The sequence below is a fragment of the Marinococcus sp. PL1-022 genome, assembly GCF_033845285.1.
Lineage (GTDB): Bacteria > Bacillota > Bacilli > Bacillales > Marinococcaceae > Marinococcus.
In genome coordinates this window covers 974,056-989,578 of the sequence record NZ_JAWXCX010000001.1, presented here as the reverse complement: position 1 = coordinate 989,578, position 15,523 = coordinate 974,056, and the positions used below count along the sequence as shown (strand labels likewise).

At 46.3% G+C, this 15,523-nt stretch carries 16 protein-coding genes; 6 read left to right on the top strand and 10 right to left on the bottom strand.

Annotated elements, in window-relative coordinates; all coding sequences use genetic code 11:
- The gene (pdhA, locus tag SIC45_RS05040) at positions 1–1,041 is read right to left on the bottom strand and encodes a pyruvate dehydrogenase (acetyl-transferring) E1 component subunit alpha (RefSeq protein WP_298784491.1); all 1,041 of its coding nucleotides are present in this window, start codon (positions 1,039–1,041) and stop codon (positions 1–3) included.
- Between the two features lie 485 nt (positions 1,042–1,526).
- A complete protein-coding gene (locus SIC45_RS05035; protein WP_319631301.1) occupies positions 1,527–2,177 on the bottom strand; it encodes a YkyA family protein in 651 nt (216 codons plus the stop codon).
- Positions 2,178–2,308: 131 nt separating this feature from the next.
- Between SIC45_RS05035 and def the strand changes: the two genes are divergently transcribed.
- From def to SIC45_RS05015, 4 genes are all read left to right on the top strand, one after another.
- Positions 2,309–2,854, top strand: a complete 546-nt coding sequence (gene def, locus SIC45_RS05030) for a peptide deformylase (protein ID WP_298784097.1) — start codon at positions 2,309–2,311, stop codon at positions 2,852–2,854.
- A 524-nt stretch (positions 2,855–3,378) separates the two neighbouring features.
- Positions 3,379–3,588: a DNA-dependent RNA polymerase subunit epsilon gene (locus SIC45_RS05025; protein WP_022792636.1), complete on the top strand. Its 210-nt coding sequence runs from the start codon at positions 3,379–3,381 to the stop codon at positions 3,586–3,588.
- A gap of 3 nt (positions 3,589–3,591) precedes the next feature.
- A complete protein-coding gene (gene rnjA / locus SIC45_RS05020) occupies positions 3,592–5,259 on the top strand; it encodes a ribonuclease J1 (RefSeq protein ID WP_298784093.1) in 1,668 nt (555 codons plus the stop codon).
- A gap of 118 nt (positions 5,260–5,377) precedes the next feature.
- Positions 5,378–6,322 (top strand): ABC transporter substrate-binding protein, encoded by a 945-nt coding sequence (locus SIC45_RS05015; protein ID WP_298784091.1) that lies wholly within the window; start codon positions 5,378–5,380, stop codon positions 6,320–6,322.
- Between the two features lie 60 nt (positions 6,323–6,382).
- Here SIC45_RS05015 and SIC45_RS05010 read toward each other — a convergent pair whose 3' ends face one another.
- Positions 6,383–7,447: an undecaprenyldiphospho-muramoylpentapeptide beta-N-acetylglucosaminyltransferase gene (locus SIC45_RS05010; protein ID WP_319631300.1), complete on the bottom strand. Its 1,065-nt coding sequence runs from the start codon at positions 7,445–7,447 to the stop codon at positions 6,383–6,385.
- Between the two features lie 71 nt (positions 7,448–7,518).
- A complete protein-coding gene (locus SIC45_RS05005) occupies positions 7,519–8,004 on the bottom strand; it encodes an SRPBCC family protein (RefSeq protein WP_319631299.1) in 486 nt (161 codons plus the stop codon).
- Positions 8,005–8,151: 147 nt separating this feature from the next.
- Between SIC45_RS05005 and SIC45_RS05000 the strand changes: the two genes are divergently transcribed.
- A complete protein-coding gene (locus SIC45_RS05000) occupies positions 8,152–8,589 on the top strand; it encodes an OsmC family protein (protein WP_298784086.1) in 438 nt (145 codons plus the stop codon).
- A 91-nt stretch (positions 8,590–8,680) separates the two neighbouring features.
- Here SIC45_RS05000 and SIC45_RS04995 read toward each other — a convergent pair whose 3' ends face one another.
- The 3 genes from SIC45_RS04995 to SIC45_RS04985 all read right to left on the bottom strand — a co-directional run bounded on the left by SIC45_RS04995 (position 8,681) and on the right by SIC45_RS04985 (position 11,276).
- Positions 8,681–9,874 (bottom strand): sodium:proton antiporter, encoded by a 1,194-nt coding sequence (locus tag SIC45_RS04995; protein WP_319631298.1) that lies wholly within the window; start codon positions 9,872–9,874, stop codon positions 8,681–8,683.
- A gap of 114 nt (positions 9,875–9,988) precedes the next feature.
- Positions 9,989–10,654, bottom strand: coding sequence for a potassium channel family protein (locus SIC45_RS04990; RefSeq protein ID WP_091610114.1), 666 nt, complete (start codon positions 10,652–10,654; stop codon positions 9,989–9,991).
- 70 nt (positions 10,655–10,724) lie between these two features.
- Positions 10,725–11,276: a peroxiredoxin gene (locus tag SIC45_RS04985; RefSeq protein ID WP_319631297.1), complete on the bottom strand. Its 552-nt coding sequence runs from the start codon at positions 11,274–11,276 to the stop codon at positions 10,725–10,727.
- Positions 11,277–11,479: 203 nt separating this feature from the next.
- Here SIC45_RS04985 and SIC45_RS04980 point away from each other — a divergent pair, with 203 nt between their 5' ends.
- On the top strand, positions 11,480–12,304 hold the full coding sequence (locus tag SIC45_RS04980) for a mechanosensitive ion channel family protein (protein WP_319632928.1): 825 nt from the start codon (positions 11,480–11,482) through the stop codon (positions 12,302–12,304).
- A 43-nt stretch (positions 12,305–12,347) separates the two neighbouring features.
- Here SIC45_RS04980 and SIC45_RS04975 read toward each other — a convergent pair whose 3' ends face one another.
- From SIC45_RS04975 to dapD, 3 genes are all read right to left on the bottom strand, one after another.
- Positions 12,348–13,466 carry an N-acetyldiaminopimelate deacetylase gene (locus tag SIC45_RS04975; RefSeq protein WP_319631296.1) on the bottom strand — a complete coding sequence of 373 codons (1,119 nt, stop codon included), beginning with the start codon at positions 13,464–13,466 and terminating at the stop codon, positions 12,348–12,350.
- The gene (locus SIC45_RS04970; RefSeq protein WP_319631295.1) at positions 13,466–14,677 is read right to left on the bottom strand and encodes an aspartate aminotransferase family protein; all 1,212 of its coding nucleotides are present in this window, start codon (positions 14,675–14,677) and stop codon (positions 13,466–13,468) included. Before SIC45_RS04970 ends, SIC45_RS04975 begins: the two co-directional genes overlap by 1 nt.
- 91 nt (positions 14,678–14,768) lie before the next feature.
- Positions 14,769–15,482, bottom strand: coding sequence for a 2,3,4,5-tetrahydropyridine-2,6-dicarboxylate N-acetyltransferase (gene dapD, locus SIC45_RS04965; protein WP_298784071.1), 714 nt, complete (start codon positions 15,480–15,482; stop codon positions 14,769–14,771).
- Positions 15,483–15,523: the final 41 nt, after the last annotated feature.

Genomic DNA, 15,523 nt, shown 5'->3' with positions numbered 1-15,523 from the left:
TTACTTCGACTCCTTCTCTCTGTATTCTTCTAACTGTTTGTTTAACTGTTCTGGTAATTTTTCATACATGATTTCGATTAAGTCAGAAACTTTTTGCTTAGGCGTTTCTTCGGCCTGTTTCATAGCGGCTTTTATATCTTCCTTAGCCTGCTCTACTACTTCATTTTCCCGGTCTTCATTCCAGAGATCTTTCTTTTCAAGGTACGTCCGGAAGCGGACGAGCGGGTCTTTCTTTTCCCATTCATTATCCAGCTCTTCCGTACGGTAACGGGTCGGATCATCTCCGGACATCGTATGCGGTCCGTAGCGGTAACACATCGACTCAATTAACGAAGGTTCTCCGTTCAGCGCATTCTTCCGTGCTTCCTGGGTAACAGAATACATCGCGAGAACATCCATTCCGTCTACTTGAACCCCGTGCAGACCGGCTGCTACTGATTTTTGGGCAATGGTTTTAGCTGCCGTCTGTTCTTCCACCGGTACACTGATGGCGAACTGATTGTTTTGCACAACAAAAATAGCTGGCGCTTCATATGCTCCTGCAAAGTTCATTCCTTCGTAAAAGTCACCCTGGGAAGAGCCGCCATCACCTGTGTAAGTAATTGCTACATTTTTATTCCCGCGTCGTTTCAGCCCTACTGCTACACCAGCATTTTGTACAAAGTTAGCCCCAATAATAATTTGCGGAGGCAAGACATTTAAGTCCTCAGGAATCTGTCCTCCGTGAAAATGACCTTTAGAGAACAAAAATGCTTGATAAAGTGGAAGTCCATGCCATACAATCTGCGGAACATCCCGGTAGCCTGGAAGAATCCAGTCTTCTTTATCCAACGCGTAATGTGAACCAATCATCGATGCTTCCTGCCCAGCTACCGGCGCATAAAAACCAAGACGTCCCTGTCGGTTTAATGAGATGGCGCGCTGATCCCAAATTCGTGTATATACCATCCGGTACATCATTTCCTGAAGCTGCTCATCTGACAAATCCGGGAGCGCTTCTTCATTCACTACTTCTCCGTTTTCATTCAAAATTTGAAACATTTCAAAGTGACCTTCGACTTGTTCAATCGTTTTTGTCGCCACAAATGTTCACCTCTTCCTCTCTTCTTATAATAAACCGGTTATATCCAGCAACTGCGTTTATCCGTAATAGATTACTGTCAGAGTTTATTCCCAAAGCTGTGATTATTTGAGTCGCAGCTTCAGGTTTATATAAGACCACATCATCTTTTAATACCCTTCACAGCCGTAATATAATCACGGATAATCTCAATAAAGAACAGATAAGTAACTGTTTCAGTTTATTATACTATTTCAATGAAACAATACTTTTCAATAGTTAGAATATACCAAACGAAAAAGATACGTCAATCCTTTTTGCTCAAAGGATTATCATGTCATTTGGCATCTTCTATTTTTTGTAAATAAGCGAATCTGTTATATATCATTGGTCCATGCGTATATAAACAGTTCAGCCGTTTTTCTCCTTCCAGCGCGTCTGCTTGCCGGCTTGTTATAAAACTGAATTAACTCTCTTCTTCCATCATTTCTCCGAAGGTGTTTTTAGCTTCATTGAATGCTTTCGTTTCGGCATTGAATGTTTCCCTGTAGCTTTCCACCTCTTCATAGGAGCTGTTAATAGTGTCAAGATCTTCCTCCAGTGCTTCAAGCTCTAAATTTTTATCATTAAACGATTCGTACATATCGATTTCTTTATCTGCCGCTTCCATATAAGCATCGTGTACCCCGTTAAATGCTTCGTTCCTTTTTTTCATTGCCTGCTGGGCCTGCTTTGCTTTATCAGTCATTTCTTCATTTTCTAAATTCTCAATGGGCTCATCTGCTTCCATGGCTTCATTATACGCCTGGTTGATTTCTTCCTGTTCTTCTTCCATTAATTCTTTACGCTCGTTCACTGAGCTTACAGCTTCCTTTACAGATGACTCGATTTTTTTCTGTTCATTGTTTTTATAGGAGGTTAAGTTTTCAAATACACTTTGCTCTTCCCCGGCCAGCTCGGTCAATTCTTCATCCTTTTCGGGAAATTTCTCTTCAGCGCCTGCTGCTTCACTCCATTGGTCCTGAATACTTCCCTCTGGCGATCCGCATGCCGATAATACTAAAGCCGATAATGTAACAACTGCTGCTCCTGTCACTTTTTTGTTCAATTTATACATATGTATTCCTCCTGTGAATTTTTTATGGTCATTTCACGTTTTAAAGCTGTTTTAGCTGAAATTTTTTTGCTATACTAATACACTGTTATTAACGATTATCATATGTAAGTCTGATTGGAGGCCGTTGATTCATGTTAACTATGAAAGATATTAAGCGTGAGGGAAGCCCTGCGCTCCGCAAAGTATCTGAAGAAGTCCCGAACCCTCCGTCTGCTGAAGATCTGCATACCCTCCAGGAAATGCTGGATTTCTTAAAAAACAGCCAGGACGAGGAAATCGCCGAAAAATATGAACTCCGTTCCGGGGTCGGTGTAGCAGCACCGCAGCTTGGTGTTAATAAAAGAATGTTTGCCATGCATGTGACTGATGACAAAGATGAACTGTACAGCTATGGCTTCATCAACCCAAAAATTCTCAGCCATTCTGTAGAAACAACTCATTTGGAAGGCGGAGAAGGATGCCTTTCAGTCGATCGGGAAGTTCCCGGAAATGTTCCTAGATATTCGCGTATTACACTGAAAGCACAGACACTTGAAAACAAAGAGGTAAAACTTCGCCTCCGGGGGCTTCCGGCTATTGTTGCCCAGCACGAAATTGATCACCTGAACGGTGTTATGTTTTACGACCGGATTGAAGATTACGAGGACGAATACAAACGGGAACTGCCAAAGCTATAACCTGCAAAAAGAGTGTTTTCCTCCGGGAAGACGCTTTTTTCATCTCATCAGTTTTTCCTTTAAATTTTTCTCTCCTCACCGTTTATTTGGAAATAATTTCTATAAAAGAAATTTTATACATTTATAGAAAAATTATTCTGTTTCTATCCTATCATGGTTCTTTAGTACCCGTATAGTTACTTTCTTTTGTCTTTTTCTTACCTGAAAGCTGGACGAATTTTGTGCAGAAGTGATTAAAAGGATGAAAAAAACAGTTTCATGCTTTATAATATGAATTATTAATGGTTGGTACGTACACTGTGGTGCTGTTCAGCTTGAGTTCTTTGGCCGGAAGCTGAGTAGAACCGCTCTGGATATGAAGTCATTTTTGATTAAACAGCCAGGCTGTTGCAACGATTACTTCCTGTCCTTCCTGCATTATTTTGCTTTTTCCTATTTACAGTACTAGTTTATGCCAAAAAACCATTTTTTCTTAAGCAGCTATAAACGCCGCATTTACATTTGAAGAAGGAGAGATATTTACGATGATTTACAAAGTTTTTTACCAAAATAATTTTACTGAAGCTCCTGTACGGGAGAATACCCATTCACTATACGTAGAAGCAGAATCTGAGCGGGAAGTCCGCCGCAAACTCGCCGATAAACAATTTAACATTGAATTCGTTCAGGGGCTTACTGACAAGCAGCTTGAATTTGAAAAAAGATCTGAAGACTTCCAAGTGGAGAATTTATAACGTATGAAACAAATAAAACAAAATCAAGTTGCTGTTTTTGCCCTGGGCGGGTTAGGCGAAATCGGCAAAAACACGTACGTGGTTCAATACCAGGATGAAATTATCGTCATCGATGCCGGAATCATGTTCCCGGAGGATGATCTGCTTGGAATCGACTACGTTATTCCCGATTACACATACCTGGTTCGGAACAAAGAAAAAATTAAAGGTGTCTTTATCACCCACGGCCATGAAGACCATATCGGCGGCGTGCCGTTTCTGCTGAAAGAATTAAACGTCCCTATTTACGGCGGTCCATTGGCAATCGGTCTGTTAAAAGGAAAGCTCGAGGAACGCGGGCTTTTACGTAAAGCAAAATTAAATACCATCCAGGAAGACCAGCCTGTTGCTTTCAACCATTTAAAAGTAGATTTTTTCCGGACTACTCACAGTATTCCTGATTCTCTCGGTATCAACGTCCATACTCCAGAGGGCAATGTTGTTCATACCGGAGATTTCAAATTTGACTTTACTCCTGTCGGAGAGCCTGCTAATTTAGCTAAAATGGCAGACATCGGTGAAAAGGGCGTTCTCTGCCTGCTTTCAGACAGCACGAATGCGGAAGTTCCCGGGTTCACTGTCTCCGAACGAAAAGTCGGGGACAATATCCGTTCCATCTTCCGTCAGGCCAAAGGCAGAATCATTTTTGCCACATTTGCTTCCAATATATACCGTCTGCAGAAGGCGATTGATGCTGCTGTAAAAGACGGGCGTAAAATTGCTGTATTCGGCCGCAGTATGGAATCATCCATCACGATCGGTCAGGAGCTTGGATATATTAACGCGCCAAAAGGAACGTTTGTCGAGCCGTCCCAGCTGAATAAACTGCCGGACGACCAGGCAGCCATCTTGTGTACTGGGAGCCAGGGCGAGCCGATGGCAGCCCTCTCCCGTGTAGCCCACGGCACCCACCGTCAGATTCAGATTATCCCTGGCGACACTGTCGTATTCTCGAGCTCTCCTATTCCCGGAAATACGACTTCTGTGCACAAAATTATTAACCAGCTTTACCGGGCGGGCGCCCGTGTCATTCACGGCTCGCTGAACAACATTCATACTTCCGGTCACGGAAGTCAGCAGGAACAGATGCTTATGCTGCGCTTAATGCGTCCGAAATATTTCATGCCCATTCACGGCGAATACCGGATGCTGAAAATGCACTCGAGACTTGCCCGGGACTGCGGCGTGCCGCTCGACAATTCCTTTATCATGGAAAATGGTGAAGTGCTTGCCCTGACCCGGGACAGTGCTTCTGTCGTTGGCAAGGTGCCTTCTGGTGCTGTTTATGTTGACGGCCACGGTATCGGAGATATCGGCAACATTGTCCTCCGGGACCGCCGCATTTTATCCGAAGAAGGACTCGTCGTGGTCGTGGTAAGCATCGATATGAAAAACTTCAAGGTTTCCGCCGGCCCGGACTTAATTTCACGCGGCTTCGTTTACATGCGTGAATCCGGGGACTTGATTAACGATGCCCAGAAAACATTAAGCAGGCATCTGGATGAAGTGATGAAGCGTAAGACCAGTCAGTGGTCTGAAATTAAATCAGAAATTATCGACAGCCTGGCGCCTTATTTATATGAGCGCACGAAACGGCGCCCAATGATTCTCCCTATTATTATGGAAGTGTAAATCACTTCGCCTCTGCCTCCGCAATATATACGGAGGCTTTTTTATGTAGATTTTTCATTCTCATTCCGTTACAATAGTGATATTGAAAATCATTATCATTTATATAGGAGAGATTCTAATGCATCTACATACGCTTATTGGACGATTTGCTATTTTTACAGCTGGCGCTGCTATACTTGCTTCCTGCAGCAGCGGAGAAAACAATTCATCCGCTGGCAATACAGACAGCAAGGAGGAAACCAGAGCATACGAAACGGAAAAAGGCGAAGTCTCTATTCCCTCGGATCCTGAAACGATTGTGACCGATTATTATGCCGGGGAGCTGCTCGCAGTTGAAGCAGACGTCTCCGGCTCCGGCCCGGATGCATTTTCCAATCCTTTTCTTGAAGAGCAACTGAGCGGTGCAGAGGATGTCGGAGCCCCGCTCGATCCCGAACAAGTACTTGAGCTGGACCCCGATTTAATTGTGGTGATGTACGATGATAATTACGAGCAGCTGTCGCAGATTGCGCCCACCGTTCATCTTCCATACAATCCGGATACAAATGTCCAGGAAACGCTTGATACCTTCGGAGAACTGACAAATAATCAGGCAGAGGCTGAAGAGTTCAAAGACACTATTGAGACAACCGCGGAAAAAGCCAAAAAACGTCTTGAGGGCACAATAGGCAATGATGATACCTTCGGGTTATATGAACTGACACAAAATGGTGATCTTTACGTTTTCGGTGCAAATGGAGGGCGTGGCGGTCAGGCCATTTATAATGCCCTTGGGTTGAACGCTCCCGAAAAAATTCAGGAGGAGGTCATGGGAGGAAACGCACAGGAAATTTCAATGGAGGTGCTTGAGGAGTATTCTGCCGACCATATGTTTATGACTACCTTTGATCCGGAGGATACTGGTGAAAGTAAGGAAAATATTCAGGAATCCGATGTCTGGGCGAACCTGGATGCCGTGCAGAACGAACAGTTTTATTTCCTTGATTTCGATACGTATTACCCGTATGACCCTATTTCCATTAATGAGCAGATTGATTTAATTGCCGACAAACTTGCTGAGTAATGTGGTTTCCTTTTAAGATGTAAAAATCTCCCCGGCCAAAGGCGGCCGGGGAGATTTTGATTAGTGATAGGCATACAGTTCTTTAATAATAAGATCCAAAGGATTTTCAGCCATATATGTTTTCATCTGCGCAATCGTATCATGTCGATTGTCTTCAATGTTCTGCAGAGCTTCACGCATAGACTCTTCATTCAGCTGTTCCTCCTCCAGGACAGCGGCATACCCCTTTTCCTGAAATGACTCAGCATTCAGAATCTGGTCCCCTCTGCTTTGAGCGCGTGTTAACGGCACAATCAGCATTGGCAGATGCAGTGTCAGAAATTCAAAAATAGAATTGGAGCCGCCCCGGGTAATGATAGTATTTGTCGCAGCAAGCACATCAGGCAGTTCTTCATTGACGTATTCGAACTGGTGGTAGTTCGGCTGGCCTTCGAGACTCTCGTCAGTATGTCCTTTACCGCAAAGGTGCACCACCTGGTATTTATCTGTGAGCCACGGAAGCGCAGCCCGCACCGTTTCGTTAATTTTTTTTGCCCCGAGGCTTCCCCCCATAATCGTAAGCACCGGCAGGGAGTCCCCGAACTCAAGAAACTCGAGTCCTTTTCTTTTATCTCCACGTGTAATTTCTTTCCGGACTGGAGAGCCGAGGGCTTTTGCTTTTCCGGAAGGAAAATGGGCTGTGGCTTCGTCAAATGAAGTGAATATTTTTGTCGCAAACCGCTGGGCAATTCTATTGGCAAGTCCCGGTGTAATATCACTTTCATGAATAATGACGGGAATATTCAATGTTTTGGCAGCAATAATCACTGGTACAGTGACAAAGCCGCCCTTGGAAAATACTACATTCGGTTTAACCTTTTTTAAATATTTACGGGCTTCGAGGCAGCCTTTCACCACACGGAAAATATCAGTAATATTCTGCCAGTCTATGTAACGGCGCAGTTTACCTGAGCTGATAGAATGATACCGTATGCCCTTGCGCTCAATCAGCTCTTTTTCAATACCTTCCTTTGAACCCACATAGTAAATATCCCAATCGTTTTGGTCAAGCTCATTAATCAAAGCAATATTCGGCGTAACGTGACCGGCGGAGCCGCCGCCGGTAAATACGATCTTTTTCTGCATTTTCCTCATCATCCTATACGTCGTTAAGTCTGTAGGGGAAATATTTTCCCCGCTTTTATAATATCATACGCTTACGAAGGTGTAAGTTGTTTCGATAATAAGGAAAACATTTCGTGCCAATATTTTTCCGTCCGGAGCCTTTCTTCTCTTAAATGCTCTTCCACCACTTTTCCCTCGAGCTGTTCATGATGAAGAAACACCACGTCCTGGGTTACAATCAACTGGGTTCCGTTTAAAATAGAATTGATTTCCACTGTGATTTTTTCGTCCTGGCCGCCTGTCTCTTTACGGACGAGCGTTTTCTTAATGCGTTCCGGTGGATCTATTTCCACATATTTTCCGTAAGCCCTGTACGCTTCGTCCTGGCTTTCATTCACTACACTCCATGCTCCTCCTTCTGAGACATCGGCCTCTGCTTCTGCTTTCTCTTCTCCCCCTAAAGGAAACATCCACGTTTTCATCAGTTCAGGATTGGTCCAGGCTTCATATACCTGCGCTGGTTCTGCATGATGGATGTGACATCCTGCCTGGGCGATAATTCTACTGTACTTTGCCATAATTGATTTCTCCTTTACAATTTGCTTTTCAATCTTATTCCCTAAACGAAAGCTGAAAAAACGCGACTTGAGGATCGGCTTCCTATTGTTTATCTTAATAGGGGCGCGGGTATAACATTATAGTTCTAATCAAAGGAGTGAAAGAATATGGCTAATATGGAATTTAATGTAGAAGGAAACGCTAAAAGCTTTCAGACCGACCTCTCCACAGGTTCTCATGAAATTACGATCGATGAGCCGGAAAACCTTGGCGGAAGCAATCAGGGCATGGACCCTTTATCCGCTCTTCTCTCTTCTCTGGCAGGCTGCGAAAACGCTGTCGCCAATTTTGTGGCAAAGGAAATGGATTTTGATCTGCAGGGTATTTCATTTCAGGTAAATGGCAATATTGATTCAGAAGGCATGATGGGCAACCCTGATGTTCGTCCTTATTTTCAGACAGTGTCGGTAAAAGCGAAAGTACAGACATCTGAAAGCGATGAACGCGTTCAGGAGCTTCAGGAAAAGGTTGATGCCCGCTGTCCGGTATTTACTACTCTGCACGCAGCCGGCGTGGAAATGAAGGCCGACTGGAGCAAAGCTTAATTGGAAATTATAAAACACGCCCGGGGCATTCATCCGGACGTGTTTTTTCTTATACATATCACTTTTCCTGCCCCCAGACATAGCCGGGCTCTCAGGAAGAAAATTTCTGTGCCAGCGGATAGACCCCGAGGCTTTGAATAACAAGAGAAAGCAGAATAGCCGCAAACGTCAGAGAAACAACGAGATCCGCACTGCTGTTGGACTGGGTTTCGATACTCAGCAGGAGGGCCACAGATACTGTGCCTTTCAGCCCAGACCAGGTCATCATAAATACAGATGACCACTGAAACCGTTCTTTAATATGCGGTGACAATTTTAGAAATCCGCCCAATACAATGAAACGGACGATTAATGAAATAATAAATATTCCGATGGCGAGCAGCCAGTGCCCGAACGCAAGATAATCCGCTGACTGAATGCCGATTAACAAAAAAAGCAGCGACAGTACGGCCGGCTCCACCACCTTCCAAAAGCCGTCCAAATAAGAGTGAAGCTCCTCCTCCTTTTCGGTTTTCTGGAAGGTCCGTGAGAGCATGATACCTGCCGAAACGGTGGCTAAAACACCGGAAACCCCCAGGCCTTCAGCAATATAAAAGCCGCCGTAGGCAAGAATCACACTGAGCATTACCTGATACACATGATTATGCATGATATGAACCGCTTTTGTAACAAGCCACCCGCCTGCCACACCCACAGCCACACCGCCAAGTGACACCAGCAGAAACTCAGCCAGAAACGAAAAGATGGAAAAGGACTCATTGTACAAAAACATGGAGGAGGCAATCCCGAACAATACGACGCTTGTTCCGTCATTGATCATCGATTCCCCCTCCACGACTTTCGGAACATCCGAATCCCCAAACACGTTTTCGAGAATAGCCGTCACAGATACCGGATCTGTCGGTGTCAGTACCGAAGCGATTAAAAATGCCGCAACGAAGGACAGACCGGCAGCTGGTGCCCCTACAAGATATATAAGCACGGCCATTAAAAATACAGTTGCCATCAGACCCAATGTTCCGAGTGTGGCAATTGGCCAGATGTTTTTCTTTAATGAACGTATCGGAAAACTATAGGCAGACACAAATAATATCCCCGGCAGCAGCAGATCAAAAATTATATCATGATTTAAACCGAGCCTGCTGAAAACGGGAATGAAGGAGAGCCCGATTCCAATAATCAAAAGCACCATCGGCACCGGGAAATAATTGCTTTTTACATCAAATATATAAACAATCAGTCCGACAGCCAGCAGTATGACAAGCAGTGAAGCGTATAGCAGCACCTGAATCACCTCCTGGTACAATATATGCAGCTAACATCCTTATTTACCCTTTGTACGTAATGAAAAACTAAAAAGCCCTTCCGCATCAATCATGCGAAAAGGCCGGATTATTTTTCAGTTATCATCTATCCACCGGGATTCGAGTCTTGCAATATCTCCGTCCGCGCCAACGACAATCAGAATGTCTCCTTCACTGATATCCACCTCCGGACGTGGTGATACGTGGACGTCCTCCCCGCGCTTAATAGCGAGCACGTTACATCCATATGTTTCACGTATATCCAGGTCGAGAAGCGATTTACCGTCGAGCAGCTGACCGGCTTCCAGCTCCACAATACTGTAATCTTCGGAAAGCTCCAGATAGTCCAGCACGCTTTTGGACACAATGCTGTGCGCCACCCTTACTCCAATATCGCGCTCCGGATGAATGACTTCATGGGCACCGATACGCCGCAGCACCTTTTCATGATAATCATTCTGCGCTTTTACGGTAATGTGCTTGACGCCGATTTCATCAAGCACGATGGTAGTCATAATGCTTGCCTGAATATTATCACCGATAGCTACAATGACATTATCAAAATTGCGGATGCCAAGACCACGCAGCGCCTTTTCGTCCATACCATCCGCTATGACCGCCTGGGCGACGACCTGGGCAAATTCATTCACCCGGTGCTCGTTGGAATCAATAGCAAGCACATCCATCCCTTCATCGGCCAGGGCGTTGCATATGCTTCCGCCGAACCGGCCGAGACCAATGACTGCAAACTGTTTCTTCATTCCGTTCTCCCCTATTCTTCTCAAGTCCTTCAGCTTTTTAACGGGCCCATGCACTATGGAAAATGAACGCTTACGTGTTCAGCGTATCCTGGCCCGGCTTCCAGTTCGCCGGACACATTCCACCTATCTGCAGAGCCTGCAGTACGCGAAGCACCTCGTCAACGTCGCGCCCGACATCATTGTGGTGAATCATCGAATACTGCAGTTCCCCGTCTGGGTTAATAATATACAAACCGCGCAGTGCTATTCCCTCTTCTTCGATTAAAACCCCGTAATCCCGGCTTACCCGGTGATTTGTATCAGCTGCAAGCGGAAATTTCAGCTGCTCGAGCCCATTATCTTCCCGTGTCATATTGATCCATGCCTTATGCGAATGGATTGTATCTGTCGAGACACCGATCACTTCTGTATCAAGCTCTTCGAACTCGTCATAATGGTCGCTCATTGTTGTAATTTCCGTCGGACAAATATCGGTGAAATCCATTGGATAGAAAAAGAGCACCGTCCATTTATCCTTTTTCATTACTTGTTCAAGGCTGATCGTGCCAAACGAGGTGTCCGGCATGACGGCATTCATCTCGAAGCGTGGAGCCTGCTTTGCCACCATACGCTTTTCACTCATGCATTCCACTCCTTTAATAATTGCGATCCTGCATTCTATCCTTCATTATATGGACCCCCAATTTCAAAGTCAACGAAACGCTCCACTCCTGTGTTCACGGCAGTTTGATTCATTACTATTGCATATTTTTTGGCACAATTAGTTATGTTATACTAATCAGGTTAAAATGGAAACTACAGGCTGGGGAGTGGTATAACTTGAATATGGAATCGTTTAATGAAGGAGTTTTCTGGACAGCTGCCGTTATTTTAATGGTGCAGCTAATTGGTGTGCTCATCGGCTATATCATCGTACGGGCCATCGGAAGCAAGGTCATCCACCGTGCCTTTAACCGCATGGAAAAGCAGCGGAATATGCACCCGGGCAGGGTCAAAACCCTTTCGAAGCTCGCTATAAGCATCTTTACTTACATTTTGTTGTTTATCGTAATCACCATTACTTTAGGTTTGTTCGATCTTGATATTGCTCCGCTTATCGCCAGCGCCGGAATTGTCGGGCTTGCGATTGGCTTCGGGGCCCAGGGCCTTGTAAGCGACGTTGTTACCGGCTTTTTTATTCTGCTCGAAAAGCAGATTGACGTTGAAGACTACATTGCGATTGCCGGAATAGACGGTATCGTCGAGGAGGTCGGACTGCGCACCACTCAGGTGCGAAGCTTTGACGGTACGCTTCATTTCGTACCAAACCGGGAGATCAGTGTTGTCAGCAACTATTCGCGCGGAAACATGCAGGCCATTGTCGATATTGGCATTGCTTATGAAGAAAATGTGGACAAAGCGATTGCTGTCATTCAGGGGGCCTGCAACCGCGTGGCCGAGGAGCAGGGTATTTTCAAGGAAGGCCCCGACGTTGTCGGAGTAAACGCCCTTGGCGCTTCAGAGGTTACGATCCGCATTATCGCCAAAACAGAGAACATGATGCAGTGGGCCATGCAGCGGGAGCTTTTGAAGGCCTGCAAGGAAGATCTTGATGCCCACAATATCGAAATCCCTTACCCTCACCAGGTAAACGTCAGCAAAGAAGCGTAAATCAAAAAAAAGCGGAGGCTTTCAGAGCCCCCGCTTTTTTTAATCACCGGCTGCATAAAAAATCAGTAAAAAACTCTACTGCTGTGTCCATTGCTTTTTCGGAAGGACTGATCCGGTTATCATGCAGTCCGTACGGCGTATCCACTCCGAGCCAGACCATCGTCCCGGGGATGTCCCGGAGAAAATAGCCAAAGTCTTCTCCAGTCATTGCTTCCCGGCTCTCCACAAAGTTGACCTGCCCGTGGCTCTCTGCAAACGCCGTCAGTTCCGCTGTTTTTGCTTCATCATTATACACCTGGCAGTAATTCGCTCCCCAGTCCACGTCTGTTTCACAGTGAAAGGAAGCTTCAGTCCCTTTCAGCATTCCGGTTATTCTTTCTTTGATCAACTTCATATTGTCCATCGAAAAGGTGCGAATCGTCCCTTCCACCCGCGCGGATTCCGCAATAATGTTCTGCTTGGTTCCTGCTTCAATCGTACCGATTGTCACAACAGCCGGATCGAGCGGATCAATGTTTCTTGCTACGATTGACTGAAGCTGAGTCACAAAGTGGCTTGCTGCCACCACCATGTCCTCCGTCTGGTGGGGACGCGCCGCATGCCCTCCTTTGCCTCGGAGATTGATAAACAATTCCGAGGTGTTGGCAAACAGTACCCCCGGCTTTGTCGCAATCGTGCCCACCGGGTGCTCTGGTGCGATATGAAGGGCATAAATTTCGTCGGGCTTCCATGCCTTAAATTCCTCGGACCGAATCATCGGCTCTGCTCCTCCGGGTCCTTCTTCTGCCGGCTGAAACAGCATTACCACGTTTTGAACTGGCCGGTGCTCCGCAAGGTTCTGCAGTATGCCAAGCGCAATCGCCATGTGCATGTCGTGCCCGCAGGCATGCATCATTCCTTCATGCCCGGACGGAAACTTCAGACCTGACTGCTCCGGAACCGGCAGGCCGTCCATGTCCGTTCGGTAGCCGACGGTTTTTTCCGGATCCGACCCTTCGATACGGACAAGGATACCAGTCTCCCACGTTTTATATGACAGATGTTCCTGCGGGAGAGCACGAATTACATCAAGCAGGTACTGCTGGGTTTTGACTTCCTGGAATCCCGGCTCCGGGATGCGGTGCAGATCCCGGCGGAACCTTGTTAAATCAGTGAAGGCCATTACTGCACGCTCCTTTCTTTCAGGGCGCTCATTTCTCCAGCGAGGGCTTCAATAAAAGCGTCCACTTCCGCTCTCTCAAGGGTCAGCGGTGGCAGCAGACGAATAATGCGCTGCTGGGTAATATTAAACATAAATCCTTTTGCAAGCAGCCTCTCCTGCAGTGTTTTGACAAATGAAGCGTCTGCGTCCAGTACCACACCGACCATCATGCCAAGTCCGCGGATTTCCTGCACAAACCCTTCGCTTTCTTTCCTCCACTCTTCCAGACGGGACCACAGATAGTCAGCCCGTTTACGCCCATTTTCCAGTTCGTTTTGATCATACAGAACGTCAAGCACTGCATTTCCCATCGCAGCGCTGAGCGGGGAAGGCCCGAAGGTCGTGCCATGGTCGCCCGGTTGAAATACTTCCTTCACACGTTCTCCGGCAATCATTCCTCCAAGCGGAAGACCGCCGCCGATGCCTTTGGCAAACAAAATAACATCCGGTGTGATTTCTGCCCGTTCGTAGGCGAAAAATGTTCCGGTGCGCCCGATTCCGGTCTGAATTTCATCCACGATAAACAGCACATTGTATTTTTCGCACAGGGATTTTGCTTTCTCCATAAAGGAAGGAGAGACTGGCTGAATGCCGCCTGAGCCTAAAATTGGCTCGAATAAAAATGCGGCCGGCTGCTTCGTCTTAAGCACTTCTTCAAGCGCCTCCAGGTTTTCTGCTTCCACTTCATATACGGGGTAGTCCGCGGCCGGAAAATCCTGATAAATTCCGGGCTGGCGTGTCAGCTGAATAACACCAAGCGTCCGTCCGTGGAAGCTTTTTTCGAGCACAGCGATTCCTTTTTTCGGGATTTCCTGGCCGCTGCCCCATTTATGCACAAGCTTGACCGCTGCTTCAGTGGCTTCCGCTCCGGAGTTTGCAAAGAACACCTTCCCCGGGATACTGAGCCCAATCAACCGTTCCGCCAGGCGGACCGCCGGTTTGTTAATAAACATATTGGAAATATGCAGAAACTGCTCTGCCTGTTCCTTCAGCTTACCGAGCAAGTAAGGATGCGAATGACCGACAATATTGACGGCCAGGCCGGTAAATAAATCAAGGTATTTGTTTTGTTCGCTGTCATATAAGTAATTGCCTTCCCCTTTTTCCACGACAATCGGAAGACGCTGGTACGTAGACATTATATAGTGCTGGTCTTTTTCAAGCCAGTTCATGCTGTTTGCCCCTTTCGCGTAAATGAAAAAGAAAGGCCCCTTTTGGAACCCGTCCCAAAAGGCAGCCTTTCACCGTTACGTTGCAGCGTTGTTATTTTAAGCGGCGCAGTTCCTGTTTAATTTCTGTTTTTCCTTTTGTCTGCTCATCAATTTCTTTGATGACGCGTGCAGGAGTACCAGCAACAACCGTATTTGGCGGCACGTCTTCTGTTACTACGGCGCCGGCAGCTACGACTGCGCCTTCACCGACAGTGACCCCTTCAAGGATCACGCAGTTGGCGCCCACTACAACGCCGTCTTCGACAACGACCGGCTGTGCGGACGGCGGCTCAATGACACCAGCAAGAACTGATCCTGCACCGATATGGCAGTTGTTGCCCACGGTGGCGCGTCCACCCATTACAACGTTCATATCAATCATCGTGCCTTCTCCAACAACTGAACCGATGTTGATGCTTGCGCCCATCATGATAACGGCGCCCTTACCGATTTCCACCTGGTCGCGGATGATCGCGCCCGGCTCAATGCGTGCTTCGATGTCTTTTAGATCAAGCATCGGGATCGCGCTGTTTCTGCGGTCGTTTTCTACAACAAAATCTTCAATTTTGTCTGCATTCGCTTCGATGCCTTCTTTAATATCTTCCCATTCACCGAACAATACACCGGTGTTTCCTGTAATAAACCGCTTCGTTTCATTTCCAAATCCGATAGCATCCAACTCGCCGGTAATATGTACTTTAACCGGAGTGGATTTTTTACTATCTGAAATGAACTGGATAATTTCATTTGCATCCATTTGATTCATGTTTTACATCCTCCTTCAAATTTCTCTTTCCTAGATTATCA

Excerpts from the sequence above, each read along its gene's own strand:
- rnjA (WP_298784093.1), top strand. The coding sequence starts at position 3,592 with ATGAAACAAATAAAACAAAATCAAGTTGCTGTTTTTGCCCTGGGCGGG.
- SIC45_RS05000 (WP_298784086.1), top strand. The coding sequence starts at position 8,152 with ATGGCTAATATGGAATTTAATGTAGAAGGAAACGCTAAAAGCTTTCAG.
- SIC45_RS05025 (WP_022792636.1), top strand. The coding sequence starts at position 3,379 with ATGATTTACAAAGTTTTTTACCAAAATAATTTTACTGAAGCTCCTGTA.
- dapD (WP_298784071.1), bottom strand. The coding sequence starts at position 15,482 with ATGAATCAAATGGATGCAAATGAAATTATCCAGTTCATTTCAGATAGT.
- SIC45_RS04975 (WP_319631296.1), bottom strand. The coding sequence starts at position 13,466 with ATGGCCTTCACTGATTTAACAAGGTTCCGCCGGGATCTGCACCGCATC.
- pdhA (WP_298784491.1), bottom strand. The coding sequence starts at position 1,041 with ATGTTTCAAATTTTGAATGAAAACGGAGAAGTAGTGAATGAAGAAGCG.
- SIC45_RS05005 (WP_319631299.1), bottom strand. The coding sequence starts at position 8,004 with ATGGCAAAGTACAGTAGAATTATCGCCCAGGCAGGATGTCACATCCAT.
- SIC45_RS05035 (WP_319631301.1), bottom strand. The coding sequence starts at position 2,177 with ATGTATAAATTGAACAAAAAAGTGACAGGAGCAGCAGTTGTTACATTA.
- SIC45_RS04970 (WP_319631295.1), bottom strand. The coding sequence starts at position 14,677 with ATGAACTGGCTTGAAAAAGACCAGCACTATATAATGTCTACGTACCAG.
- SIC45_RS04985 (WP_319631297.1), bottom strand. The coding sequence starts at position 11,276 with ATGAGTGAAAAGCGTATGGTGGCAAAGCAGGCTCCACGCTTCGAGATG.
- def (WP_298784097.1), top strand. The coding sequence starts at position 2,309 with ATGTTAACTATGAAAGATATTAAGCGTGAGGGAAGCCCTGCGCTCCGC.
- SIC45_RS04980 (WP_319632928.1), top strand. The coding sequence starts at position 11,480 with ATGGAATCGTTTAATGAAGGAGTTTTCTGGACAGCTGCCGTTATTTTA.
- SIC45_RS05015 (WP_298784091.1), top strand. The coding sequence starts at position 5,378 with ATGCATCTACATACGCTTATTGGACGATTTGCTATTTTTACAGCTGGC.
- SIC45_RS05010 (WP_319631300.1), bottom strand. The coding sequence starts at position 7,447 with ATGCAGAAAAAGATCGTATTTACCGGCGGCGGCTCCGCCGGTCACGTT.
- SIC45_RS04990 (WP_091610114.1), bottom strand. The coding sequence starts at position 10,654 with ATGAAGAAACAGTTTGCAGTCATTGGTCTCGGCCGGTTCGGCGGAAGC.